Genomic DNA, 25,115 nt, shown 5'->3' with positions numbered 1-25,115 from the left:
ACCATCTCCAAATGCGGCTCAGTGGGGCCGAAGCGATACTTTCTGCAGAGCTTTGACGATCTCGATGCGGATCTGGCCGAGCTCGGCCAGGTGGTTCGCGCGAGGTTGGGAAATATCGATGTCCCAGTGCGCGACTGCGCACGCGGGTGAACCGCCGATGAGAATGATGCGATCCGAGACGAGAAGCGCCTCATCGATATCGTGCGTGATGAGGACGACCGCCGTTCCAAAGTCAGCGACGACCTTCAGAAGCAGTTGCTGCATATCGGCGCGCGTAACCTCGTCCAGCGCACCGAATGGCTCATCGAGAAGCAGGACGTCCGGTTGACGCGCCAAGCAGCGCGCGAGCGAAGCGCGTTGCGCCATGCCTCCGGACAACGCGAGGGGGTAAAGGCGTCGGGCATGCGTTAAGCCAACCTCCGAGATGGCGCGGTCGACGCGGGCCTTGCGTTCCGCTTTCGCCAGCAGCGGCTGGCGCTTGAAATCGAGGCCAAAGGCGACGTTGCGTTCCAGCGATAGCCACGGCAGCAATCCGGGATTCTGGAATGCGACGGCAACGCGTGGGTGGACATCGCGCAGTGGCACGCCCTTCATTCTGACTTCTCCGGCGGACGGCGCCTGAAGGCCGCCTAGAACGCGCAGCAAGCTCGACTTGCCGACGCCGCTCGGGCCAAGCAGAGTCAGAATTTCGCCTGCTGCCAGAGAGAGGTCAAAATCCGCGAGCACCGGAAGCCCAGCGGAGCCGTAGCGCAGCGCGAGATTTGTCGCTGTCAGAACCGCCTGCCGTGTATTGGTCATGCGGAAACGGCCGGATGGCGTGCCAAGGCCGTCTTCAATTGGACGATGCTGGGCGTGATGATCGGAATGAAGGCGGCCTCGCGCCATCGACGGCCGAACGAGCTGCCAGCGTTGTTGAGATAGGCTCGACCACCGGTTGCCTGCAGTTCCAGGGCGACGGCACTGGCGACGATCTCGGCAAGTGCGATCCTGATGCGGAACAACGCCGGGGCTCCGTGTTGGAAAGTATTGTGCTGCAATCCTTCAAGGAGTGCGTGCTCTTGATGATCGAGCGCGGCCGCCGCGTCGGCGATGGTTTGGCTAAGAACGTTGCTGCCGGATCCTGCGCCGACCCGCGCTTCCTGCAGGGACCGCCGCGCCAAGCCAAGGGACAGGCCGCACTGTAAACCGAGAAATGCCGGCCGGATCTGCGGGAGCCACGTCGTTGCATCGTCGTGAATGATACGGTCGTCGCCGATATCGATCCCGGAGGCCGAGATCGAAGCGGTATTGGTCGAGCGCAGGCCGAGGAGGTCGAGGTCCTCGGATCTCGAAAGCCCTGGATCATCGGATGCAAGCGAAACGATGAATGGAGGCCGATCATCCCGCGAGATTGCCACCGCGACGTGAAACTCCGGCGCTCGGAGATTTGTCACGAACGGCAGCTTGCCGGTCACCACCCACCGGCCGCCGTTCTCACGCCCGAGAAATTGCAGGTCTTCGATCCCTGCGAGGAATTTCATGGCATTGGAGAGTCCCGTGGCGCCGGCAAGCGAGCCCTCGAGCAGGCGGGGCAATAATCTGTTCCGCAGCCCTGCGTTCGGACTTTGAAGGAGGTATTCAATATATGCGCGGTGTCCCCAGAGGACGAATGCGGCGGCTAGAGACCGTTCTGCAACGTCGGCGATGGCGCGAACCGCCTCTGGGAGCGTGCCCCCATCGCCGCCGATGTCTTTCGGAACTCCGATCCGAGTTACCCGCGCGTTTGTCAGTGCGGCCAGGACCCTCGATGCCGCAAACTGCTCCCTGTCGAGCGCATCGGCGTTGCCATCCAGCCAGTCAGCCAGAGTTCCGTCGAGCGGATGGCGTTCCCGAGCAGAGTTGAGCGACGTCATTCCGCCGCCTCGTGCTTGGTCGTGTTCTGGCTATGGCCTTCCCATCGATAGGGCTCGAGTTCGGGATTTAGCGGAGGCTGACCAAGGTTATTGGCGAAGTTGCACAGCGTCGCGAGGCTCACACCCAGCACGACCTCAAGGGCCGCGGCATCGTCAAAGCCGGCGGCGCGAAAAGCTGCGAGTTCGTCGTCGGTCACGGCTCCTCGCCGGGCGATCACCGCACGCGTGAAGGTGGCGATCGCGTTGAGCTTGCCGTCTTCGACGGTTGCCAGATCGCGCAGCGCCGCGACGGTAACTCCGTCGAGTTTCGCCTTTTTGGTCGCGACCGCCGTATGCCCGGCGACGCAAAATCCGCAGCCGTGCGTGGCAGCTGCCGTGATCTGGACAGCCTCCCGCTCAGCAAGATTGAGCGAGCTACGGGCGTTGATGCCTCCAACCGTCAAATACGTCTCGAGCGCCGTGGGCGCATTCGCCAACAGCCGAAGAAGATTTGGCAAGAAACCATTGCTCTTTTGAGCCGCCTCCAAAGCGACTCTCGATGCTTCAGGCGCATCATCTGGCGTTCGGAGACGAAAGCGGGCCATGCATTTCCCCAAGGCAGAAACGACCGAACGCGCGCGAGAGCGCTTTCCGGTTAACTCCTGGCGCCGCAACCGCGCGGCGGCAAATACGAAATTTTGATTTCGATAGCAGGAAGTTTCTATTGCGTCTGACCGGTGAGTGGTGGCGATACGATCGTCGCTGCCGCGCGATGTCGGAGACCCGCGCCTCAGACGCGGCGTGATCATTCCCGCAAAAATGGCCGGGCGCGTTGCTCCCAAACCATCACTTTAGTTTTCTGGCTAGGGATTGGTCATACGTTCGGGCGGGGAGGCGGCTCGCCTTGCGGCTACCGCCCGAGCGGCTTCGGATAGCCGCAAAGACGCGTACACTCCCGCGAAGCTCGCCGCGAAGAAAATCCAGCCCGATGCCGCACCGGCCATAGTCCCCGACAAAAGGGTGCCGATAGTGCAACCGATCGCGGTCATGGCTCCCCAGCCCAGCAGAACGCCGCCGCTCAAACCGCGGAAAATCTGGACGAGCGTTGGCCTTGCGGAGCGGAATTGGCCAGCAACAACTGCCGAGCCGAAACTCGCAAGCACCAATCCGACGATGAACGCCGCGTTGGGCGTCAATAAGCGCGCGGCCGTGGTGCGGCAGCCTGCAAACCCGTCGAGGCCATGCAGCGTGTCGGGCAGCAGATCAACTGTTCCCGCTAAGGAGCGAGCAACGCTGCCCAGGGCGCTGGTGACACCGAGCGGTTGCACTTGAAAATACGCGATCGTTGCAATTACCCCCACCGCGGCCCCACCCAACGTCGCTGGCCATCGATCGACAAAGATACGCCTCAGGGCGTACCGAAGTGGGCCGTCGTAACCATCCGCGGTCGCGGACTTTGGTAGTCTTCCGAGCGCCGCAACGATCGCCGCGAGCGCTGCGATCACGCCGAGCTGCAAAATGACCCAGCCTGTGTAGCCGAGATGCGCGGGCAGCCAGAGCGTTGGCGCGGTCGCGATGGAGAAGACGTAAAGATCATTCCACGTGTTGAAGCCGAGCACAAATCCGCCAACGACACCTGCAAGTGCGAAGGGTGCGGTCGGCGAACCTTCGCCTAGGCGATAAAGGTGGCCGGAGACGCACGATCCCGAAACTGCCATCCCGATACCAAAAACGAATGCCGCCGCGGCGAGCACCGGCCCTGTTGGACCTATATGGGCATTGGGTGGAAGGCGACCCGTCGACGGGTCGGGGAGCCAGGCGCCGAAGAGCACAAGATAACCGACTGTTCCGGTGGCAAGTGCCGCGAGTATGGCCGCGAAGCCGCGGGGGTCTCGCTCGGCGATGAAATCCCGCCAGTGGCAATGGAAGCAAAAGCGGGAGCGTTGCAAGACCGAACCGAGCAGCGCGCCAAGCACAATCGACTGGAGAAGATTCGATCCCTCGGTGTCGCGGCCAAAATAAACGGCGAGTGCCACTATGGCCGCAAAAGCCAATGCGCCGAAGCTCAGACGATAGATCACGCGTTGTTCCTAAGCGTGCATGCACCGGCGGGGGTCGGGCCCCGCCGGTGCCGGAATTACGGGGGTTGGACAGGCTTACTTTCCAAGCCAGACGGTGCCAGCCAAATTCGCGACCGGAACGCCGACGGAGTTTCCGTACTCTGTCCAGGAGCCGTCATAATTCTTGACGTCGTAGCCAAGGATCTGCGTCAGGAGAAACCAGGTATGGCTCGACCGCTCGCCGATGCGGCAGTACGTGATGATCGGCTTCGACCCGTCGATGCCGGCATCCGCATAGAGCTTCTTCAGCTCGCCTGCAGATTTGAAGGTGCCGTCCTCGGCGTTCACGGCTTTGCTCCACGTCACGTTGATCGCGCCGGGTACGTGACCCGCACGCACCGACAGTTCCTTGGAGCCCTCGGGAGCGAATATCTTCCCCGCGTACTCGTCTGCCGAGCGGATGTCGATGACGTGCACGTCTACCTTTTTTTCAGCGGCGGCGAGCACGTCGCTCAGGCGGGCGCGAATGTTGGGATTGCCCTCAGGTAGCGAGTACGACGATGCGGTGATGGTCGGCGTTTTCGTATCGAGCGGAAGTTGCTTCAACTCCCAAATCTTACGACCGCCGTCCAGCAGGCGGACTTGGTTTCCAAGACCATGGACGTGAAACACCCAGGCGCCCCAGGCGGCAAACCAGTTGTTGTTGTCGCCATAGAGAACGACGGTCGTATCCTTGTCGATGCCGGCGCCCTGAATGAGCTTCTGGAAATCCGCGCGCGAGACAATGTCACGAGAGACTTTGTCGACGAGGTCGGTATGCCAACGAAAGTTCACGGCGCCGGGTACGTGGCCGCGCTCATAGACGCCAGGGTCGACGCTGACTTCCACAATCCGAACCTTGGGATTGTCGAGATTTTTCTGCACCCACTCGTAGGTGACGAGTGCTTCCTTTGCGTCGGCAGCATATGCAGGGGCCGCCAACACCAGTGCCGCTGCCACGACTGCGCAGCGCAGGAATATCGGTTTCAACATCGGACACATACCTCCAGATTGAAGCTGCGGGGCGCGGCCAGCGGTCTCGCCAGACTTGAGCCCGGCATCGCACTGCTCCGAAACGACTGAACCCGATTGCCCCCGGCCCATCGCTGCTCGTTGGGTGCATCATGCGATCACCGGCAACGAGCCTTCTAAAGCTATGTGTCTTGAGGTTATGCTTGAACAAAGAAAAAGTGCGTTCGATTTCACAGACGGGCACACAAGCCGCGTTGACAGCGAACTCTAGCGAGATTTCGAAAACATGCTCGACAAGTAATTGCCTCGAAAACTCGATTGGGATCGAGGGCAAGAGTGAGTGAACGCGATGGCCGGTGACGAGCGTCACGCGGTTTTATCCAATAAACGCGACAATCGACGAAAGACCGACCGCGATGAGGCTTAGAGCCCAGAAGGCATCGAGGTTGATCCAGAGTTTCGAGAGAATTTGCAGCCCGAGATACCGGTATACGCTCCAAGCAATGATGCCGCCGGCGGCAATCATTGCGGCGGTGTGTATGGCAGCGACGCCGAGTGCTAGGGTCAAATTATGTGACGCGAGAGCAATCGCGGCTTCGTGTCCCGGGTCCAATGGTTGTGATGCCGAACAAAGCCCAAGGTAAATCGGGAGGAGCATCAATCCGGCTCCATGGGCCATGGCGATGGCGAACGACCAGAGCGCGAGTTTCGCTGGCGGGATCCGGGCGAGGGCCCGCGGGTGCCGCCGGTTGAAGAATAGGAATACTCCGAAGCCGATGACGAGGAGGGACGCTGAGATCTGGATCTGGCGGCTCCAGCTCACAAGCGTCGTGAGGAGACTGAACGGGAGGAGAATTATTGCCATTGCAGCGAAATGGCCGCCGGCAAGAATGCCAAGCGCCCTGAAGAGTGCCGCCTGACGCCGCTCCATCAATCCGGCGGAGACAGCGAGTGGCCAGCCCATCCCCGGGTTGATCCCGTGATAGATCCCGCTGACGATGACGGCCAGCCACAGCCCGGCGTTCCAGCCTTCCGCAGAGTGCGTCACGCGGATGAATAACAGAATGAATCAGTTGAGCAGTCGCCGCCTTCGAGCCTGATCTGATGCGTGCGGTAGCCTTCCGGGATCTCAACTCCGAACTTTTGGTCTAGTTCAATGCCGCCTGATGGGTTGACGTTCACCAACGCGACTGTCCCCGGGACGCCGGAGGGATAGAATTGATCGTCCCACGTCGAATAGAGCGAGTTGGTGACGTAGACACGTTTGCCGTCGCGGCTGATTTCCAGCATCTGAGGTCCGCCAGCGAATGGGGCGCCGTTCGGGTGCGGGCTTTTCCGGGCGATGCCGCCGGCGCGGACCGATCCTGTCAGCTTCGGTTTGTGCGGGTCTGTGACGTCATACTGGCGTAGCTCGCCGGTGCCCCAGCAAGCGACGTAAAGAAACCTATCGTCGAGCGAGAGATCTATGTCCGTGACTAGCGGCGGCACAGCGCCGAAGCCTTTGAGCAGAGGTGGAAGCAGGTCCGGATCGGCTTTTTCCGGCGGGATGGTCGCGGTTTTCTCGATGCGAAATTTTTCGCCTTCGCGCCACCACGTCCAGATCGAACCTTCGAGATTGGTCGTATCAACGACGACGCCGAGAAAGCCATATTCGCGAGCTGGATCGTGCGCAGGGCGCACTTCGAGCGCCATCTGGTGATTGGCTCCGAGATCAATCGTCTGCACGTTGCGGCGCGCGGCGAGATCCCAAAAATGAACGCGGTGGCCATACTTGTTGGCGAGCAAGTCTTCCGCAACGATTCCGTTCTCGAACTGTGGTGGCAGTCCCCATTCGCTGCTCACCATGTAATTGCGCGGAAGATTCCACCAGAAATCGTAGTGCAGTGTTTGTGGTCCGCGATCGATTTCCCATCGGCCGAGCACGTCGAACGTCTCGCAGTCGAGGATGAAGATGCCGGGAGGCCCGTCGGTGCCATTGGGACCCGCGCCGCCCAGCGTGCTGACGTAGATACCATCCGGTCCGCAATGTACTGTATGAGGGCGCGAATAGCCGGTCTTGTGAAAGATCTCTTCCGACTCGATGATCTTGTGAATTTTAGCTTGGGTCGGATGCGGCTTGGTATCGATGACGTAAAGCCGCGACGACCGGAGCCCAGGGATGATGAGGTATCGTCTTTCGACAAATGCGTGGCCCGTGAGTGGCGACAATGCGGAGGAACATGCGTTCCAACCGAAATGATGGAACTCATCACCTTTGTTCGGCATCGTCACTGTGTGAACGATTTTCCCATATTGGGCGGATGACGGATCGACGTCGACGACGGCGAGCGCATCGGGCTTCGAGAAATCCGGGCTGAGGAGCAGCGTGTAGGCAAACGTCTCGGGCGGGGCTTCGCTGGCGAGCTTCGGAGATGCGTAAAAGGTTGAATCTGGTCTTTGGACCATTGCCTATCTCCGCTCATTTGAAATGCGCCACACCCATGTAAGCACGGATGTTTGGGCTGTGCAGCGTCAATTGCGCGAGTATGTACCGATCAGGTGTCCCCAACAACGGCAAGTCATTTCCTAATAGTGCGAAAATGGCGATGATCCATTGGAAACTCGACAAGAGTGCCGGCTCACCCCATCCAGCGACGATTGTGCCCGGCGGGAATTCGCAATGGATGGCAGTCCCGCGGCTCGCGAAGCCGTCGTTGCGAGACGATGCTCAAATTTAATCTCGATGATGCGTTCCTAGCGGGCCTCAGGTTGCAGCCAATGCTTGGTCAATCCCCGGGCTTTTCCTTCCGGCTTGCACTTTCCCGCAGCCGCTGTGCACCTGCGTAAAGAAGAGGAATAACGAAAATCCCAAGCAGCGAGGCGGCAAGCATGCCGCCAAATACCGGTGTCGCTACCGCCTGTCTCGTCAATGCGCCTGGACCGACGGCAAAGACGAGCGGGACCAATCCTAAGATGAAGGCAAAGCTCGTCATCATGACCGGTCGAAAACGAAGGCGTGCGGCTTCAATCGCGCTTTCCGCGATGCCTTTACCGGCCTGCCGTAGCTCGACGGCAAATGCGACGATCAAAATTCCGTTTTTAGCAGCGAGAGCGATCAGGACCACGAGACCGATCTGACCATAGACATTAAAAGCAAGACCTGCTTTCAGCACAGCAACAATCGCACCGAGAACGGCGACGCTCACGGAAAGAAGCACAGGAATCGGTATGTTCCAACTTTCGTAGAGTGCGACGAGAAAGAGATAAGCAAACAAGACTGCGAGCGTCAGGACAATGCCAGTTCGGCCGCTTGCGGCTACTTCCTGCAATGCCGTTCCCGTCCACTCAAAGCTGAACCCCGCAGGCAAGGTCGACGCTGAAATCCTTTCCATGGCGGTCAACGCTTGACCCGAGCTGTAGCCAGGTTTTTGAGCACCATTGATGATTGCGGCGCGATAACCGTTATAGCGAACGACTGTTTGCGGTCCTTGCACCAGCTTTGCGTCGGCAAGTGCGCGCATCGGCACCATGCTGCCGTGGCTGTTCCGCACGTAAATTCGATAGATATCGTCAATGCGTTTTCGGAAAGGAATCTCCGCCTGGAGATTGACTTGCCAGGTGCGGCCAAAAATATTGAAATCGTTGACGTAGTAACTGCCAAGTGTCGATTCGAGCGCATTAAAGATATCTGAGATACTGACACCCAGCACCTGTGCCTTGTCGCGATCGATATCGAGATAAATCTGGGGCGTGTCTGCGGCGTAGGTACTAAATACACCGGCCAACTCGGGTTGCGAATTAGCGGCAACCACCAGCGCGCGAAGTGTCGCCGCAAGATCGGTCGCCGACTGACCTTGCAACGCCTCCAACACGAACTGGAATCCGCCCGTGCTGCCGAGACCAAGAATCGGAGGCAGATTGAATGGAAATGCGATGGCATCCTTGATTGCCGCCATTCGGGGCCGCAGCTGCGCGATGATGGCGTCTGCACTCTCGGATGGCCGCGTACGCTCTTCGTAAGGCTTCAATCGGATGACGAAAAAAGCCTGATTGGACGACGCGACATAATCGATAAAGTTCAGGCCGACGACCGATAGGACACCCTCAACACCCGGTATAGGCCGAACGATATCCTCGATCTGCTTTACCACCTCCTCCGTTCTAGGAATGGATGCGCCTTCAGGAAGTCTGAGGGCAGCGAAGATCGCGCCTTGATCTTCATCAGGAAGGAAGCTCTTCGGCGTCTTGTTGAACAGCCAAGCGGAAGCCGCGAGCGTGCCAAGCACGCAAAGTATCGCAATTCCCCATCGCCGTACGATCCTGCGAACAATAAAGACGTACCCATCTCGGGTGTGATCGATGCCGGCGAGTACATAACGCATCGGTCCTGAGGCTGATTGACCGCGCTTCAACAGGACAGAACAAAGTGCTGGACTTAAGGTTAGAGCGTTGAGTGCCGAGATCAACATCGCGACAGACACGGCGACCGCAAACTGACGAAAGAGCTGTCCGCTGATACCCGGAATGAAAGCTACAGGAACGAAAACGGACAACAGCACGAGTGTGATCGCGATGATCGGTGCCGTGATCTCCGACATCGCTTTTTTGCAGGCGTCCCGAATGCTGAGCTCGGGTTCCTCTTCGATAACGCGTTCCACATTTTCAACGACGACGATGGCATCATCGACGACGATACCAATTGCGAGCACGAGCGCGAGCAACGACACAGTATTCGCCGTGTAGCCGATGGCGAGAAGCACCGCAAAAGTGCCGATGATCGAAACGGGAACTGCGACCAGCGGAATAAGTGTCGTTCGGGCTCGTCCAAGGAAAATAAAAACAACGACGCCAACCAGAGCGATTGCAATGACGAGCGTGTGGATCACCTCGGTGATCGTCGCAGTCACGAAGACAGTTGAATCGAAAAAGATTGAGTAGGCGAGGTCATCGGGAAAACGTTCCGCCAGCTTATCCATCGCGTTACGCACCGCCTGGGTGACCTCAACCGCATTGGATCCCGGTGTCTGATATATGCCCAAAGCGGCTGCCGGGGCTCCGTTGAATCGGCTGTGCCGATCTTGAGAGCGCGCACCCATCTCGACGCGAGCCACATCCTTTATGCGTACGATGGATCCGTCGGGATTTGTACGCAGAATGATGGCCGCGAAATCTTCGGGATGCGTCAGCCGCCCCTTTGTTTTAATCGAGATCTGATATTGCTGTGTGCTCGACGTCGGGGCGGCGCCGATCCTTCCAAGCGCAGCTTGAACGTTTTGACTTTGGACGGCTGCAATCACATCTCCAGGCGTCAGCTGAAGCTCAGTCAGCCGGTCGGGGTCAAGCCAGATCCGCAATGAGTAGTCCAATGGTCCGAACAACGCGACCTGTCCGACGCCATTAATTCTCGCGAGCACATCGATGATGTTGATCGTCGCGTAGTTGCTGAGGTAGACGGCGTCGTGGGTATTTTTCGGAGAATAAATGCTGATCACCTGCAAGAGGGCGGCGGACTTCTTACGCACAGATAGGCCCGCGCGCGTCACTTCTTGCGGCAATTGCGGGGCTGCGAGACTCGCTCTGTTCTGAACATTGACCGTGTTGATATCGGGATCGGTGCCAAGGGCAAAAGTCACGTTGAGTGTGTAGCTGCCGTCTGAACCGCTGGCCGACTGATAATAAAGTGCATTGTCGACACCATTGACCTGTTGCTCGATGGGCTGCGCGACCGTTGTTTCGACGACCTCGGGATCCGCGCCTGGATATGTAGCCGTCAACGTGACTTGCGGCGGCACGATGTCGGGAAATTGCGCGATTGGAATAACGCGAATGGCAATGATGCCTGCGAGCGTAATGACAATGGCGATTACGAAGGCGAGGCGAGGTCTGTCGATGAAGATCCCCGACAGCATCTCTCGCTAATTCCCACTTACAGGCGCAGCGTCGACGATTTGACCGGGATGAACTTTTTGGATCCCCTCGACGATAACTTGCTCGCCCTCGTGCAATCCTTCCGTAATGACAACGTCTCTCTCAATCTCCGCGCCGGTCGTCACCCGCCGGATCTCGACCTTTCGTTCTTTGCCGACGACCAAAACATATCGCCCGCCCTGATCGAGCTGGACCGCCGCCTGTGGCACGACGAGTGCGTTTTTTGGTTTGCCGCGGTCGACCGTGACGCCAACGACGCCGCCCGGGACGAGGATGCCATCGGGATTGGGGACTGTCGCGCGCACCGCGATCGTGTCCGTATTCGGATCGGCCTGAACATCGAGCAGGTTGGTTATGCCCGGATGCTCATAAAGAACTCCGTTTGGCAGACGAATGTGAACCGTGGCGTGCGGGCTCTTGTCCTCGGATTCTGCGACCCGGCGCTTGTAAGCCAGCACATCGCGCTGGCTTGCCTGGAAGATAACGTAGATCGGATCCTGGCTGACGAGCGTCGCAAGCCGCCCCGAAGAAGGATTGACCAAGTTGCCAACTGTAAAGTAGGCGATGCCAATTCGGCCGTTGACGGGCGCGCGGATTTCCGTATAGCCGAGGTTTATTTGCGCCTGATCGAGCTGCGCCTGTGCTTGCAATACTTGCGCTTTTGCCGACGCGGCATTCGCCGTGCGCTGATCGAGATCTGACTGCGAGATCGCCAGGCGATCGTTGATGAGTTCCTTCCCCCGCTTCAGCTGGAGATCTGCGTTCACGGAGTTTGCTTTGGCTTGCTCTAGGTTGGCGCGTTGTTGTTCAACTGCGGCCTTGTAAAGATCCTGCTCGATGCGAAAGAGAAGATCGCCTTTCTTGACGAACTGTCCTTCGACGAAGGTTCGTTCTTCAATAAAGCCTTCAATTCGCGCGACAATGTCAACTTTATCGACAGCGGTCACCCGGCCCACGAAGTCGCCTGTTTCGGTGACCTGTCGCTGCGCAACGGCGACGACCGACACGGATGGCGGTGGTGGCGCCTCGGCCGCCGGCACTGAAGCGGTACGCGCGAGAGCGGCTGCAAATGCGACGAGGGCGAATTCCAACAGTAACTTGATGCCTCGCATGGAACACTCCAGCGTTCCCCGGTTGGCAGTAATAGCAAATGTCATTGGTAGTGCTCACTGCCGACCTGTCAATATAGCGAGCATGCGCCGCAGTACCGCTAGGCGTTTGCCAAAAGCAAATCCCGTGAATATGAATTCATACAAATTGACGGGATAGCGAATGACGATTTCAAGCGATGACGACCTCGACAGGCTCAAGGAGATCGGCCGCATTGTCGCCAACACACTGGAAGCAATGGGAACGGCCATCGAGCCAGGAATGACGACGGGCGAACTGGATGAGTTTGGTCGAGGTCTTCTGGAAAGAGCAGGGGCCACGCCTGCTCCCGAGCTTTGCTACGGCTTCCCGGGTGCGACCTACATCAGTGTCAACGAAGAGATCGCTCACGGCGTTCCTGGGGACCGTCGGATCGCTGCGGGCGACCTCGTCAATATCGACGTTTCTGCGCAAAAGAATGGTATTTTTGCCGACACGGGCGCATCTTTCTCTGTGCCGCCGGTCTCCAAAGCGATCGAGCGCCTTTGCCGTGATGGGCGACGAGCCATGTGGACCGGCATCAGGCAGATCGGCGCGAACAAGCCGCTCAGCGGCATCGGAAAAGCGATCGGCGCGTTCGCTCGCCGAAACCGCTATACGCTCGTTCAAAATCTTGCCAGCCACGGGGTCGGTCGTGCGTTGCATGAGGAGCCGACGGAGATCGCAACCTGGCCGGTTCAATCCGACCGGCGGATCATGAATGAAGGCCTTGTCTTCACCGTGGAGCCGTTTCTTTCTCTGGGCGCCGAATGGGCGGAAGATGGTGGCGAAGCCGGAGATGCGTGGACGCTCTTCAGCAGCCCCAGAGCACCGACCGTGCAATATGAGCACACCGTCATCGCGACGCGCAGGGGACCTCTTGTCGTGACCTTACCCGGGTAGCCCTCGCGCCACGGCTGCTTTTGGCCCTTATCGCTCGCTGCAGGAACAGAAAATCAATTGATCCAAACCTCGACGCGGCGATTGAGTTGCATGCCTTCCTCGGTGTCATTGCACGAGACAGGAGCAAGTTCGCTGTATCCCTTGACGGCAATCTTGGCCTGTCGATGCGAAAGCCCGTTGGCCTTCATAACCGCGAGCACAGCCTGCGCCCGGTGAAGCGACAAGCTCCGATTGATTGAAAACGTACCCTTCGTATCGGCAAAGCCGGCAAGTAGGACCGTTTTATCCTTGTAGGTATCGGATTGTAGGAGTTCCACGAGCCGCTTGGCATCGGCCAAAGCTTTATTATCGAGCTCATAGGAGCCCGATTGGAATCGAAACGTCACTGAAAGACGCTGAGCCGATCTGACATCGCTCGTGAAAGCATTCATCAGGTTTTCGTCAAAATTCAGCGGCGCAGCGTTAAGTCCAAAAGCGATGCGACTGGTTTGAGATTCATAGCTCGCGGTCTCCGGTACCTGATCAATGAAATCGGATTGCTTGACGATCCGCTGAGCATCATGCGAAAGCGCGAACTCCAGAAGACCCCGTGCGACCGGGTCGCGCGGCTCGCCGCCTGTATAGAGAAAAAGGCGCCGCGAAATCGGATATTCCTCGGTCTTGATGCTGAATGTCGAAGGCGGCGCTATGAGTCCGCAGGTCGAGACGATGTTCAGGGCTTTTGCGTTTCGCTGATAGGCGATGCCCGCGAAGCCGATCCCGTTGCGATCATGCGCGACCCAATCCGATTGTTCCGCATGGTTGGCTGTGCGCTTGGCGTTCGGCGTCAGCTCGAACTTGTGAGGCTTCAGGACCAGACTTTCGAACGTATCGAACGTGCCGGATTCCTTTGTCGGCGCGTAGACATCAATCTTGCCAGCCGGCTGGCCGATTTGCGACCAGTCGGTGATCTCACCCGAGAAGATCTTGGCAATGGTTTCCATCGGCAAGGAAACGACCGGATTTTGCGGCGATACGAGCACGAGCAGACCGTCGAGACCGAGAACATGCTCGCTTCCGGGACGTCGAACATCACCGAGACCTATGGCCGCGAGCTTTTGGACTTCGTCATCCTTCACGCGCCGCGAGGCCATTCCGATCTGCGAGACTTTCTTCTCCATATCGGCAAAGGCCGTGGCTGAGCCGTGCCGATGCAGCGCAATCGCGCCTTCGTCTTTGCCATCTTTGCCTGACATTTTAAACTCGACGTCGAGCCCATCGGGGCTCACGACTTTCGTCAGCGTCTTACTCGTTGATTGGGCATAGGCATCGATGAGGCTAGGCATCAGCTGGTTGCCGATCGTATTCGATCCGCTGATCGAAATTGATGTGGGACCCGCCGGGACGTCGGAGGGCGCGGCCTCAGTGCGCATCGCGACAGCATCGCTGGGGCAGTTGCTACCTATGCAGTCGAACCTCGAGGCGTCGAGTGACATGGAGCCGAGGCTCGTGGACAGTATGGTGTACTTATTTTGATCGTAGGCAGCGAGTTCGCCTTTGATTTCAAAATCACCATTCTTGGCGCGTAACGTCACTTCGCCGGAAAGTGCATTGGCTGCGCACGCACATATCCCGACAATTGTGCACGCGAGAATTCGTGCTGCGTTGTTTCTGTCCGGCATTTTTACCCCCTTACAGAATATTGTGAATGGTATCGGCCCGCAGTCAGTGTGTGTTGTGAATGCGGATGTCCGGCACGATTCCGGTTTGATAGCGCGCTTCGGAACTCAGTGTTTGGCCGCATGGCACCGAGGCGATGAGGCCGTTCTGACGGGTTACAGCGCCGCTCGTCTCGCGAACGATCACTTCAATCGGAACCTGCGCATAGCGTCCGCTCCCGCAGGTATCTCCATTTGGATTCGTGCCTCGTGTTTCGTAGTCGAGCGCCATCGCGACGACCCCCCGGCTTTGCTGCTTGCCGTGCCAGAAAGTAAAGACCTCCGCTTTCGGACCGGGCGCCTTGCCGTCGCTGATGCTCGACATAAAGCCATGACCGCGACCATCTTTTGTGATGAGCTCAGAAGCAGCGGCAGCATTGCGTGGTGCACCGCTCCAAACGTCCCCGGGTTCTCCCTGCATGGCCGCGTATTCAAAGGCGTGGAGGCTGAGATCGACGGGAGCATTCCAGATGACCGCAACCTTCGTGACCTCATCGAGGTCGCCAGTCGCGAGTTGGATGCGCTGCTGCTGCCCATCTGCGAGTGAGACACCGGTTTTGGCTTCAGGCCCGAGGAACATATCGGCGATGAATTCAGCGTCGCCTTTGTCGTTGAACGTGCGTCCGATCGCGATCGGGCCATATTGCATGTTGACGTCCTGGCCATGCCGGCATGGCGAATGGACCGCGATCTTTGATCGCCCGCCAGGCAATGGTTCTACCGCCACAGTGGCGTCAGGACAGGTCAGCGCAATGGCCGGCACACTCAAGGTCGCACGAGGCTCCAATTGTGCCGGAGCATCGGCACTTTTCTCGGCATTGTTGCCTATGGCGGGCGAAACTGCCGGAGAGGATATGTCGGAGCTGGCCTTCTGTGCCGACTGATTTTTCAAATCCTCCTGAAGTTTTCTGCGCGTTTCATCGGCCAGTCGTTTTGCCTCCTCGACCTGTTTTTGCGCCTCCGCTTCACGAGCGCGCAATTGCTCTTCGTCCCCTTTGCGCTTCACTTCCTCTTCGGCCGACAGGCGTTTCAGTTCCTCGAATTTCTTGCGTGCGACGGCCTCTCTGGCAGCAAGCTCCTCCTCTTGCGCTTTCAATTTGGCTGCTAAATCGTCGAGCTTTCTTTGCTCTTCCGCCTTGCGCTGTTCATCTCCATTGCCGGGCGGCGGCGGGGGCTGATTGGTCTTTCCCGCATCTTCGGGCAGCCTTCGCTGGTCTATGAACAATTGCCGTGATGGGGTTGTGTCGGCACCATCACCGGCGAACGATGGTCTCGCGTCGATAAATGCCGTGAAAACGACGGCAATAATCAGAAAAACTCCTTCCAGTGCACGGGGCATGGTTCACCGGTTCAGAGGTTCAATCGCTTGTTCGGCCCCGCCACACGCGCCCTTGGCCTTGGCCTGCTCAAAAAATTTCAATGCAGTCTCCTTATTTGCGTGTGTGCTGGGCAAATCCGCTTCAAGGCGCGCGAGGAAGCAGAGCGCGACTGGGTCTTTTTGAGCGGCAGCAAGTTCCCATACCGAACGGGCAACCTCATATTCAGACTGAGATGCCGTCGGTCGGGCATAGAGTGTTCCGAGCTGGGTCAGGGCCCATCGGAGACGATCTCCTGAGAGTGCCCCGGCAATTCCGATTCTAAGCCAATATCGGGCTTCCTCATGATCAGGCGGCGCCCCAAGACCATGCAGCTTGGCATCGGCCATTTGGAAAGCTTGATCGGGGGTTACTCCAGATGAGTTCTGTCCGCGCGGCGATATAGGTCCGGGAGCAAGGAGGTCCGGCCAGACGAGGTCTCTTTGTTGCGCAATAAGCGTCGTCTTCGTCATCCCGGGGATCAGGCCAGTCCAATACAGAGCGAAGGTGAAAAGAACTCCAGCGAGAAAAGTCGCTGCCAATAATGCAATCAAATTCGCCCGCCAACGCGCCGAAGACGCTGGAGAACGCGTGTTGGGTTCACGTGGTCTCTGCGCCTCGAGACGTGCCCTTTCGATGATCGTTGGCAGTGTGATCGAAGCGGCGTCCGTTGGCAGGTTTGGGGGCGCTATCGCGTTCTGGGATCTATCCGGTTGCGAAGCTCGCGGTGCCATTCGGACGACCAAGGCGTCCTTCAAACTAGGAAAGTTCTGCTGATTGCCGGTCACCGTTTTTCTCGGCCTCATAGCGGGAAGACGACTGAGCCTGCGTGTTGGAAAGGAGACAAGCCGCACCTCTCCCCAAGGGCTCGACGTTGCATCTCAATGCCCGGAGCCATCCCCCGTCATGAAAGAAGTTTGACTTTTGAGAACCGGCCCCTATTCCCCGTTGCCGTACTATGGGGACAAGGCAATGACGATTTTATGATCCTCATCGCGAGCACATTATGCTGCTCAGCACATCTGCAATCTTAGGATGGCTACTGGCCCGCGATTTCGACCTCAGGCGGATTTTGCGACGAAGACCCGCAACTACTGCGGGTTCTCAAGACTGAAGACTCGGGCGGTCTCATCGTAGGCAAATAGTTCGCCGTAACGGCTCCAGGTGGTAACAGACCTCAGCGTGCTCTCAGCGGCTTTGTCACTCATATAGTCCTCGAGTTCCTGCGCGAAGCGATCGGCTGGTGCTTGATGGGTGCTTCTCTCGTCAAGAACGCGGCGAATTCTGGCCGCCAATGGTACGTAGGCCAGCAGGTGGTCACCGAAGAGCTTCTTGCGAACATCGACGTCTGCGTCCGCGAACTTCCTGCCGGCGGGAGTCAGATGAAGATCGCCTGCTTCTACCTCGGCAAAGCGTAGCAGTTGCAATGTTTCCGCAGCCGGAAAAAGCTCGTCAACCTCCATCTGGAGCTCGCGTGCGATTTCGGGCATGTCCGCTTTCCCATTATAGGGAGGCGCTCCAACCGCCTCGATCAGACCGGCAAGCGTGTTGGTCGAAACCTGAGGCAGGATCATGCCGAAACCCATGCCAGGAAAATGGCCCTCGCGGCCCGGCTGGGTAACCGGGCGTTGCGTCATGCGCGCGTAAATCGTGTCGACGAGCTGGCGGAATTCGGGATCAAGCCGATGGCGAGGGTGCTTGAGTGTCACCGTCATCTCCGATGCGACCCGGCCCGGATTTGATGAGAGGATGAGGATGCGGTCGCACATCAACACGGCTTCTTCGATGTTGTGTGTCACCATCAGGATGGACTTGATCGGCATCCGGCCTTCGCACCAGAGGTCCAAGAGGTCGGTGCGAAGTGTTTCTGCGGTCAGAACGTCGAGGGCGGAGAACGGTTCGTCCATCAGCAAGATGCTTGGATTGACCACGAGGGCGCGCGCAAAACCAACGCGCTGACGCATGCCGCCCGAAAGTTCTTTCGGATAGGCCGATTCAAATCCATCGAGCCCGATGAGATCAATGGCAGACAATGCCCGGCGGTGTGCTTCTTCTTCCGGAACGGCCATAGCACGAAGACCGAATTCGACGTTTTCGAGCACCGAGAGCCAGGGAAAGAGAGCGAAGCTCTGAAAGACCATGGCAACGCCATTTGCGGGTCCCGTTACCTGTTCGCCCCGGTAGATCACCTCGCCGGCGCTTGGACGCGCCAGTCCGGAAACGATCCGCAACAGGGATGACTTGCCACAGCCAGATCGGCCGAGCAGCCCGACGATCTCACCTTCATATAAAGACAAGTTCGCGTCATCGAGGATGACGATACCCTCGTCGCCTGCAGTACTGCGATAACGCTGCTCTACATGGCGGATTTCAAGAAGTGGCGTTGCAGATAACGTTGACATCACGATTCCTCAGCTCAGGCGCAGACGGCGTTCGGCGTAGCCGAATAGCGGCCGCCAGAGAAGACGATTGAATGCAATGACGAATATCGACATCACCGCAATTCCGAGCACAATTTTTGGATAGTCGCCGGCTTCCGTCGCTTGCGCGATGTAAGATCCGATGCCGTGTGCGACGACCTTATCGTCGCCCCAACGAACATATTCCGCAACGATGCTGGCGTTCCAGGAACCCCCGGACGCGGTCAGCGCGCCCGTCACATAATATGGAAAGACGCCCGGAAGGATCACGTCCCGCCACCATTGCCAGCCTTTGGCGCCAAAGCTCGCGGCGGCTTCTTTTAGATCGTTCGGAAAGGCCGATGCGCCCGCAATCACGTTGAAAACAATATACCACTGCGTACCGAGAATGATGAGCGGGCTCAGCCAGATATCCGGATTGAGATGAAAATAAAGAATGCCGACAACGACAATCGGAAAAATGACGTTGACGGGGAACGCGGCCAGGAACTGCGCGAGGGGCTGCAGTCGCTCAGCAACGCGCGGACGAAGTCCGATCCAAACGCTCACGGGAACCCAGAATAGGGTAGCGAGAGCGAGCAGAATGACGACGCGCGCCATCGTCACAAACGTGACAGAGATAGCCTCAATGGTATCGCCCCACGAGAGCTCCGTCGCGATAAAGGAATATGTCTTCCAAATCGAGTAGAGAGCGACAACCCCGATGACGGCGTACCAGGCGACATCCAAAAGTCGCGACAGGCGCTTGTCGCCGTTTTTGGAAAGAGGCCTCGAAAATGGAGCGGGAAGCCGCCAATACGCGACCCACATGAACTTTTGTCCGATCCAATCGGAAATGCTGCGAAGCCAGCGCGTTCGCTGGAATATTCTGAGCGCCCACGATTCTTCTGCCGATTGGCCGGCCGATAGTTCGACGCGAAATCTTCCCGCCCAAGCGATGATTGGGCGAAAAAGCAGCTGATCGTACGCGAGAATGACGACAAACATCGCGAACACGGCTGCGACGACAGCATAAATGTTGCGCTGTTCGATCGCGAGCGCCAAGTATGATCCGATCCCGGGCAGTTTGATTGTGGTGTTGCCGACCGATATTGCTTCGGATGCGACGACAAAGAACCAGCCGCCGGACATCGACATCATGGTGTTCCAAAGCAATCCTGGTACCGCAAACGGAACTTCGAGAAACCAGAAACGCTGCCATCCCGTGAGGTGAAAACCCCGCGTAACTTCCTCGAGGTCGCCCGGGACCGTCCGCAGTGACTGATAAAACGAGAATGCCATATTCCAGGCTTGGCTCGTGAAGATCGCGAAAATCGCCGCGGCTTCGGCACCCATCATGCTTCCCGGAAAGAGCCCCATGAAGAACGTCACTGTGAATGACAGAAATCCAAGAACCGGCACGGATTGCAGCACGTCGAGAAATGGGATCAAGACCATCTCTGCGCGGCGGCTCTTCGCCGCCAAGGTGGCATAGGTGAATGTAAAAACGAAAGAGGCCGCGAGCGCCGCAAACATGCGTAGCGTCGTTCGCAGCGCGTAGTAGGGAAGATTCCAATAGTCGAGCGAAATTGGAATGGGCTCGACTGGAGACAGCGGCGCAACCATGCCTCGCGCACCTTGCGCGATCGCGATGAAGATCGCGATAATGACGGTGAAGGCCAAGAGGTCCCAGTAGTTGGGAACCCCGCGCCGCGTGATGGATGGGAAGTCAGGCCACTTCAACGTCATATCGGTTCCGGCGTGGTGGGTTGCGGCGCGTCTGGACTGTCAGATTTGCGGGCCGCCCGCACCTTACTTTTTGTAAAACACGCAGCAGTTTTTTTGCAGTCTGCAATTAGCCTTCAGGATGAGAGTGCGCGACACCGGGGGCCACCCACAACTTGCACTGACTTTTTAGCTCAGCGTTCTCGCACGCTTCCGGGTCATGGATTGCGCGGTTGGTTCCGGCCTATGTCATTCGGCTTATCGGCGCGTAAACGCAAATACGGGTCGCGTTTCCGCCGGATTTGACATCAATGACGTCGCCGCCCCTTAGGCAATTCAATGGAGGTATCGATGTCCGTTCGGTCGAAGGCAAAAGCCGTCGCCGCACTCTCCGTGCTCGGCGCTGCGCTGCTAAGTGCAGCCGCACGCGCCGACGATTGGCACGCCCGGGAAGTACAGCTCTTAGGGCTGCACGAACTCTGCAATAAGGGCGACCGCAAAGCGTGCGTTCAATTCGGGATGAGGCTCGGAGAAGCCAAGGAACGTCATGCAGATTGGCGCAGAGCGCATCCGGACTGGTGGTGGTGGGAGCACTAGGGATACGACTCGTGAGGACGTGGCCTTCTTAGGCCACGTCCTTTTCTTAAATTGTCACACGACTGTCATTTCCGCATTTATCCCCGAGCGAACATCCGGACCTCGTACTATTTCGCTTCGCCGCTACTGGCGCATTCCGTCGCGGCATTGCATCTGACTGCGGCTCCTAACGTACACGCGCTATCTGGACGAGCGCACGTCCTCGGTGCATCACTCGCTCTCCATAGAGCCCTTGATCCGAACCAGGTTCGTCAGAAGAGCATCGAAGCCCTGAGCACCGGTGCCCGTATGAAGGTCGATGCGCCCGACCTTCTCGACGAGCTTTTCGAGTGCTTCAAGTTCCTTGAGGCGGAGAAGCAGCGGATTGTTCTCCATCAATTTCGACGTGTTGAGCAATGAACGGGTCGACGCCGTTTCCTCCTGGCGACGGATCAAGTTGGCCTTCGCCACACGTTCGGCCTCCACGACCTTGTTCAAGAGCTCACGGACGTCGCCCGGCAGGATCACATCCTTGACGCCGATTTCGCCGACCTCAGCACCGAGTTGTCTCGCCCGCTCGGACACGAACGTTCGCACCTCGTTATCGATCGTGTCGCGCGCCGCCAGAATTTCGTCGAGCGTACGCGCCGCAACGGCTTCGCGTATGGCGAACTGGATCATCCGGTAGAGCGTACCGTTCACATCGCTCGTCGACAGCACCGACTTCTCCGCGTCGACAACCTTGACGAACGCCGTCAACGTCACGCGAATGCCGATCCGATCCTTGGTCAGGATTTCCTGCGCCGTTACTTCTAGCGGCTGCGGACGCAGATCGGCCTTGACGATTTTGACCGTGCGCCCAACCGTCCAGAACGCATGACGCCCAGGCGCCAGCCGCTCCTCAAGCTTGCCGTCGACCATGAGCAGGCCGGCCTCGTACGCCTCGACGACCGCCGACGTGATGACCGACATGCGGGCAAGATCGAGCTTGTCCTGATGGCGCTTCGACACCCTGATGTCACTGCTCGTGTTGATCGTTTCAACATCGACTCGCGTGACCGTCTTCCAGAATGCCCGCGTGGTGTTGGAAAGTACGAGGTGTTTCGGCTCGCCGTCGAACAAGACGATGGCGACCTCCGACGACGCGGGCTGGACGATGGCGAAATGCTCTTCCGCAAGCTCCGGATGGGTCTTCCTGAGCAACAGCGCCTTTTCGGCCGCGATTTCCGCGCGCACGACCTTCACCACTTCAGCGGAGAGCCGGCGGTTCCAATCGAAAGCCTTGTGCCGGCCCGGCTCGAGTAGCCGCTCGAAGCGGCCGTCGCGGGACAAAAAGGCCCGCTCATCGTCCTTGACCGTAAACAGGGAAAATAGTCCTGCGCGCTGCACTGAGAATACTCCTGGGCCCTTCTTGACCTTCTATTCTTTTGCCTTTGTTCAGCGATCGTTTCGTTCGCAATGATCGAAAAAGGTTACCGGCCGTGTCTTCACAGCAAGAGCGCGGGCTCCGGCTTCAGTCGTCTCGCTTCACCCTTTCGTTCGGGTTGCGGCCACGAGCATCCTTACGGATGACCTCGCGCCGGTGCCCGGCGGCAGAGCGGTGCGTGGCGACGGTATCTGCCGGAAGCGCAGAACGTCCCACCGCTTGCCCTCCAAATCCGGTTGCCCGGATGTGAAGAGCGGAAGTCATGGCCGGTTCCCATCAAGCAGTTTCCGATTGGCAGTCGGATTGCGAAGCGGGAATCGAACCCGCGACAGCAGGATTAACAGTCCTGTGCTCTACCCACTGAGCTAGTCGCTGTGTGAGTATGAAGGAATCGAACCCCCGTCCTCCCGCCTAAGCGGGCGCTCTACCGCTGAGCTAATACCCGGTCTCATCGAACGCGGAACACACACTCCGCAATGCGGCGCGCGCCAGCCAGGCTTGGAAAACCGGGACATCTGCATTCGGCAAGGAGTGTGCATAAGCCGCGAAATTCGGGCGGAATTGAAGCCGCCGGCGCCCCGGTGATAAAAATGTTTCGAACCCGCCAGGGATCGTATTCGTTCGTCCGTAGACTGCTCGACGGTGTTGCAGCCTGCCGGATTGATCCGATAGAACGCGGTCTACAACCGAGGGCATAAAATTGCTTATAATGTGCCCGGCGGGAGAAGCGTTACAGGGTAGACCATGGCGGACAGGGGGACCGGGGTCGGACGCACGGCTCTTGGGATTATCGCTATATTCCTCATTCTGCTCATTGCCGGCGGGAGCGGCGGTTTTGCTTTTTGGCTGCACGCGACAGGGGAACCTCCTCCCCTCGCAATCAACCCGATCGAAGGAGACATCGCAACCATAGGGGCGTCGAGCGTCACATACGTTCCCGGTATCGGTCCGCGAACTTACGGTGATTGCACGCGCATACTCTCTCTTGACGGCGGTGGCGTCAGAGGGCTCGTGCCTGCACTCATTCTAGCCGAGATCGAGCGGCGGACGGGGCAGCCAATTTCCACATCTTTCGACCTGATCGTCGGCACCTCGACGGGTTCGATCCTCGCGCTTGGTCTGACGCGCCCGAGCAATGCGGACGCACATAAGCCCGCGCTCAGTGCCGACGATCTCGTCAAGCTCTACCGAGATAAGGCGGGGCGAATATTCCCGTCTTCTCTTGGCCCGTTCCGGTCGCTGAGGCGCATCTTCCGGCCGAAATTCGACCCGAGCGACGTCGAAGTCCTCTTCCGCTCCTACTTCGAAGACGTGCGCCTGCAGGAGGCACTGACCAACGTCGCGGTGCCTGCCTACGACATCGAGGCCAACAACCGGGTGTGGTTCGTGAGCTGGGGCGGCCAGGGCCGCTTCTATATGCGCGACATCGTGCGTGGCGCAACCGCGGCGCCGACGTTCTTCCCTCCGGCCCGTATCGCCTATCGCACCCCCAACAAGACGGTAGAATATCTCTCGCTGGTCGACGGTGCGCTCTTTGCGAACAACCCAGCGCTGGATGCCCTGGCCTATGGCCAAGTCATACGGTCTGAAAAGCCTGTGCTGCTCGTATCGATCGGGACCGGACGTTCGACGCGGAAATACACATTCAATGAGGCATGGGGCTGGGGTGTGCTCGGCTGGATGGACCCTCTCCTCGAGATCGCATTCTCTGATCCCGCCATCGACGGCATCGTCGAGAAAAAGCTTGAAGGGCATGGCGACTATTATCGTGTGCAGGTCGATCTCGGTGAGCCGCCAATCGAACTCGACGATTCGTCGCCTGATGCCCTTGCACGTCTCGAGGCGCGAACACGCGACTTCATTGCAGAGCATCGCGATGCGATCAATGGGATCGTCACTCAACTGACATTGCCGCGTGCGACCGAATGCGGGCCGACCATCGGTGCCGACTATGAGCGGCCCGACGGACCACGCGAGCGCGATCTCAAGTCCGCGCGGTGATGGCGATAGATATCTCCGGACGGCAGGCTGAACTTCACCGAACCGACGCTGTGACGGATTTTAGGGTTCCAGACTGGGAATGAAGCGGTGCCGATCGGCCATCTAAACCCAAAACAGTGATGGACACCCGACAGGCAACCTAGAACGCTATCGTTCTATCTTATCGATTGACCAAAGCCGCTTCAGGTGGTGTTGCTGACTTTCCAACGGTTCATGTTAAGACGCTGGAGCAGGAGCACGCCGATGTCTGTAATCTCTGCATCGTCACGCGCGCCCTGTCCGCAAGCTTCTTGTTGCGGGAAACAATTGACGATCTCAGATCAGGGCTGAAATCTATGGACCTCAACTCGGTCGGCGCTCTCGAGCCGTTTCTTCGGCTCGGTCTTGCTCTCCTCCTCGGCTCGGCCATTGGCTTTGAGCGCCAATGGCACCAGAAGATGGCTGGGCTCAGGACGAACGCACTTGTGGCACTGGGTTCTGCCGGCTTTGTCGTCTTCTCCGCGATGGTGGGGCAGGGAGATCCGACGCGGGTCGCCGCTCAGGTGGTTTCCGGCATCGGCTTCCTCGGTGCCGGTGTCATCCTGCGTGAGGGCATCAACGTCCATGGACTGAATACTGCGGCGACCCTCTGGTGCTCAGCCATGGTCGGCACATTTGCCGGGGGTGGTTTCTGGATCCCAAGCTTGGCCGCGGCTTTTCTCGTCGTGACCACAAACCTCATACTGCGACCGCTGGTTCAACGTCTCAATACGCGAGCTTTGATGTCAACCGACGTCGAAGCACATTACACGGTCGAGGTCACGTGCAAGGGCGCGGAGGAGGCGCACATGCGATCACTCCTTCTGCACGCGCTTTCCCAAGCCGGGCTCGGCCTACGGCGCATCGACAGTGAGGACATTCCCGAGACTTTGAAGGTGACCGTCACAGCGCAGGCCGTTGCAGAGAGACGCAACGACGCATCTCTTGAACAGGTCGTCGGACGGCTAAGCCTCGAACCACACGTGACGGCGGCGAGTTGGCAAGTCAACCGCACTATTTCGGAAGAATAGAGTGTGG

General features: G+C 58.5%; 19 protein-coding genes and 2 tRNA genes. 4 read left to right on the top strand and 17 right to left on the bottom strand.

Annotated features, from left to right (window positions below; all coding sequences use genetic code 11):
* Positions 1–18 precede the first annotated feature (18 nt).
* The 9 genes from AB4Z24_RS17875 to AB4Z24_RS17835 form a co-directional block, all read right to left on the bottom strand.
* Positions 19–798 carry an ABC transporter ATP-binding protein gene (locus AB4Z24_RS17875; RefSeq protein WP_441710399.1) on the bottom strand — a complete coding sequence of 260 codons (780 nt, stop codon included), beginning with the start codon at positions 796–798 and terminating at the stop codon, positions 19–21.
* Complete coding sequence (locus AB4Z24_RS17870) at positions 795–1,892, bottom strand: acyl-CoA dehydrogenase (RefSeq protein WP_441710398.1); 1,098 nt, start codon at positions 1,890–1,892, stop codon at positions 795–797. Before AB4Z24_RS17870 ends, AB4Z24_RS17875 begins: the two co-directional genes overlap by 4 nt.
* A complete protein-coding gene (locus tag AB4Z24_RS17865) occupies positions 1,889–2,389 on the bottom strand; it encodes a carboxymuconolactone decarboxylase family protein (RefSeq protein ID WP_441710397.1) in 501 nt (166 codons plus the stop codon). The genes AB4Z24_RS17870 and AB4Z24_RS17865 overlap by 4 nt, the downstream gene beginning before the upstream one ends.
* A 345-nt stretch (positions 2,390–2,734) precedes the next feature.
* Positions 2,735–3,952, bottom strand: coding sequence for a YeeE/YedE family protein (locus AB4Z24_RS17860; protein ID WP_441710396.1), 1,218 nt, complete (start codon positions 3,950–3,952; stop codon positions 2,735–2,737).
* Positions 3,953–4,027: 75 nt separating this feature from the next.
* Positions 4,028–4,963: a sulfurtransferase gene (locus AB4Z24_RS17855; protein ID WP_441710395.1), complete on the bottom strand. Its 936-nt coding sequence runs from the start codon at positions 4,961–4,963 to the stop codon at positions 4,028–4,030.
* A gap of 355 nt (positions 4,964–5,318) precedes the next feature.
* Positions 5,319–5,990: a hypothetical protein gene (locus AB4Z24_RS17850; protein WP_441710394.1), complete on the bottom strand. Its 672-nt coding sequence runs from the start codon at positions 5,988–5,990 to the stop codon at positions 5,319–5,321.
* Positions 5,987–7,387: a selenium-binding protein SBP56-related protein gene (locus AB4Z24_RS17845; protein WP_441710393.1), complete on the bottom strand. Its 1,401-nt coding sequence runs from the start codon at positions 7,385–7,387 to the stop codon at positions 5,987–5,989. Before AB4Z24_RS17845 ends, AB4Z24_RS17850 begins: the two co-directional genes overlap by 4 nt.
* A gap of 320 nt (positions 7,388–7,707) precedes the next feature.
* On the bottom strand, positions 7,708–10,830 hold the full coding sequence (locus AB4Z24_RS17840; protein WP_441710392.1) for an efflux RND transporter permease subunit: 3,123 nt from the start codon (positions 10,828–10,830) through the stop codon (positions 7,708–7,710).
* Between the two features lie 6 nt (positions 10,831–10,836).
* The gene (locus tag AB4Z24_RS17835; protein WP_441710391.1) at positions 10,837–11,961 is read right to left on the bottom strand and encodes an efflux RND transporter periplasmic adaptor subunit; all 1,125 of its coding nucleotides are present in this window, start codon (positions 11,959–11,961) and stop codon (positions 10,837–10,839) included.
* 160 nt (positions 11,962–12,121) lie between these two features.
* On the opposite strand from AB4Z24_RS17835, the gene map reads away from it, so the two are divergent.
* The gene (gene map / locus AB4Z24_RS17830; RefSeq protein WP_441710390.1) at positions 12,122–12,880 is read left to right on the top strand and encodes a type I methionyl aminopeptidase; all 759 of its coding nucleotides are present in this window, start codon (positions 12,122–12,124) and stop codon (positions 12,878–12,880) included.
* A gap of 53 nt (positions 12,881–12,933) precedes the next feature.
* On the opposite strand, the gene AB4Z24_RS17825 is transcribed toward map, so the two are convergent.
* The 4 genes from AB4Z24_RS17825 to AB4Z24_RS17810 form a co-directional block, all read right to left on the bottom strand.
* Positions 12,934–14,541, bottom strand: a complete 1,608-nt coding sequence (locus AB4Z24_RS17825) for a phosphate ABC transporter substrate-binding/OmpA family protein (protein WP_441710389.1) — start codon at positions 14,539–14,541, stop codon at positions 12,934–12,936.
* 43 nt (positions 14,542–14,584) lie between these two features.
* Positions 14,585–15,916: a hypothetical protein gene (locus AB4Z24_RS17820; RefSeq protein ID WP_441710388.1), complete on the bottom strand. Its 1,332-nt coding sequence runs from the start codon at positions 15,914–15,916 to the stop codon at positions 14,585–14,587.
* A gap of 1,107 nt (positions 15,917–17,023) precedes the next feature.
* Entirely contained in the window at positions 17,024–18,334 is a 1,311-nt protein-coding gene (locus tag AB4Z24_RS17815; RefSeq protein WP_441710387.1) for an ABC transporter ATP-binding protein, read from the bottom strand.
* 9 nt (positions 18,335–18,343) lie between these two features.
* Positions 18,344–20,080: an ABC transporter permease gene (locus AB4Z24_RS17810; protein WP_441710386.1), complete on the bottom strand. Its 1,737-nt coding sequence runs from the start codon at positions 20,078–20,080 to the stop codon at positions 18,344–18,346.
* Between the two features lie 327 nt (positions 20,081–20,407).
* Here AB4Z24_RS17810 and AB4Z24_RS17805 point away from each other — a divergent pair, with 327 nt between their 5' ends.
* A complete protein-coding gene (locus tag AB4Z24_RS17805; RefSeq protein ID WP_441710385.1) occupies positions 20,408–20,653 on the top strand; it encodes a hypothetical protein in 246 nt (81 codons plus the stop codon).
* A gap of 210 nt (positions 20,654–20,863) precedes the next feature.
* Here AB4Z24_RS17805 and AB4Z24_RS17800 read toward each other — a convergent pair whose 3' ends face one another.
* From AB4Z24_RS17800 to AB4Z24_RS17785, 4 genes are all read right to left on the bottom strand, one after another.
* Complete coding sequence (locus AB4Z24_RS17800; protein WP_441710384.1) at positions 20,864–22,021, bottom strand: slipin family protein; 1,158 nt, start codon at positions 22,019–22,021, stop codon at positions 20,864–20,866.
* Between the two features lie 124 nt (positions 22,022–22,145).
* Positions 22,146–22,274 carry a hypothetical protein gene (locus tag AB4Z24_RS17795; RefSeq protein WP_441710383.1) on the bottom strand — a complete coding sequence of 43 codons (129 nt, stop codon included), beginning with the start codon at positions 22,272–22,274 and terminating at the stop codon, positions 22,146–22,148.
* 88 nt (positions 22,275–22,362) lie between these two features.
* Positions 22,363–22,431, bottom strand: a tRNA-Asn gene (locus AB4Z24_RS17790).
* A gap of 3 nt (positions 22,432–22,434) precedes the next feature.
* Positions 22,435–22,503 (bottom strand) — tRNA-OTHER (locus AB4Z24_RS17785).
* Positions 22,504–22,802: 299 nt separating this feature from the next.
* Here AB4Z24_RS17785 and AB4Z24_RS17780 point away from each other — a divergent pair.
* Complete coding sequence (locus tag AB4Z24_RS17780) at positions 22,803–24,059, top strand: patatin-like phospholipase family protein (protein ID WP_441710382.1); 1,257 nt, start codon at positions 22,803–22,805, stop codon at positions 24,057–24,059.
* A 167-nt stretch (positions 24,060–24,226) separates the two neighbouring features.
* Entirely contained in the window at positions 24,227–25,108 is an 882-nt protein-coding gene (locus AB4Z24_RS17775) for an MgtC/SapB family protein (RefSeq protein ID WP_441710381.1), read from the top strand.
* Positions 25,109–25,115 lie beyond the last annotated feature (7 nt).

Source organism: Hyphomicrobium sp. 2TAF46, from assembly GCF_052114865.1.
Taxonomy (GTDB): domain Bacteria; phylum Pseudomonadota; class Alphaproteobacteria; order Rhizobiales; family Hyphomicrobiaceae; genus Hyphomicrobium_B.
The sequence above is the reverse complement of the archived record's forward strand: the minus strand, read 5'-3'. Positions and strand labels throughout refer to the sequence as shown.

Bases quoted from the DNA above. Each gene is read 5' to 3' on its own strand.
- AB4Z24_RS17875 (WP_441710399.1), bottom strand. From the start codon at position 798: ATGACCAATACACGGCAGGCGGTTCTGACAGCGACAAATCTCGCGCTG.
- AB4Z24_RS17870 (WP_441710398.1), bottom strand. From the start codon at position 1,892: ATGACGTCGCTCAACTCTGCTCGGGAACGCCATCCGCTCGACGGAACT.
- AB4Z24_RS17855 (WP_441710395.1), bottom strand. From the start codon at position 4,963: ATGTTGAAACCGATATTCCTGCGCTGCGCAGTCGTGGCAGCGGCACTG.
- AB4Z24_RS17845 (WP_441710393.1), bottom strand. From the start codon at position 7,387: ATGGTCCAAAGACCAGATTCAACCTTTTACGCATCTCCGAAGCTCGCC.
- AB4Z24_RS17840 (WP_441710392.1), bottom strand. From the start codon at position 10,830: ATGCTGTCGGGGATCTTCATCGACAGACCTCGCCTCGCCTTCGTAATC.
- AB4Z24_RS17835 (WP_441710391.1), bottom strand. From the start codon at position 11,961: ATGCGAGGCATCAAGTTACTGTTGGAATTCGCCCTCGTCGCATTTGCA.
- map (WP_441710390.1), top strand. From the start codon at position 12,122: ATGACGATTTCAAGCGATGACGACCTCGACAGGCTCAAGGAGATCGGC.
- AB4Z24_RS17825 (WP_441710389.1), bottom strand. From the start codon at position 14,541: ATGCCGGACAGAAACAACGCAGCACGAATTCTCGCGTGCACAATTGTC.
- AB4Z24_RS17820 (WP_441710388.1), bottom strand. From the start codon at position 15,916: ATGCCCCGTGCACTGGAAGGAGTTTTTCTGATTATTGCCGTCGTTTTC.
- AB4Z24_RS17815 (WP_441710387.1), bottom strand. From the start codon at position 18,334: ATGTCAACGTTATCTGCAACGCCACTTCTTGAAATCCGCCATGTAGAG.
- AB4Z24_RS17810 (WP_441710386.1), bottom strand. From the start codon at position 20,080: ATGACGTTGAAGTGGCCTGACTTCCCATCCATCACGCGGCGCGGGGTT.
- AB4Z24_RS17805 (WP_441710385.1), top strand. From the start codon at position 20,408: ATGTCCGTTCGGTCGAAGGCAAAAGCCGTCGCCGCACTCTCCGTGCTC.
- AB4Z24_RS17780 (WP_441710382.1), top strand. From the start codon at position 22,803: ATGGCGGACAGGGGGACCGGGGTCGGACGCACGGCTCTTGGGATTATC.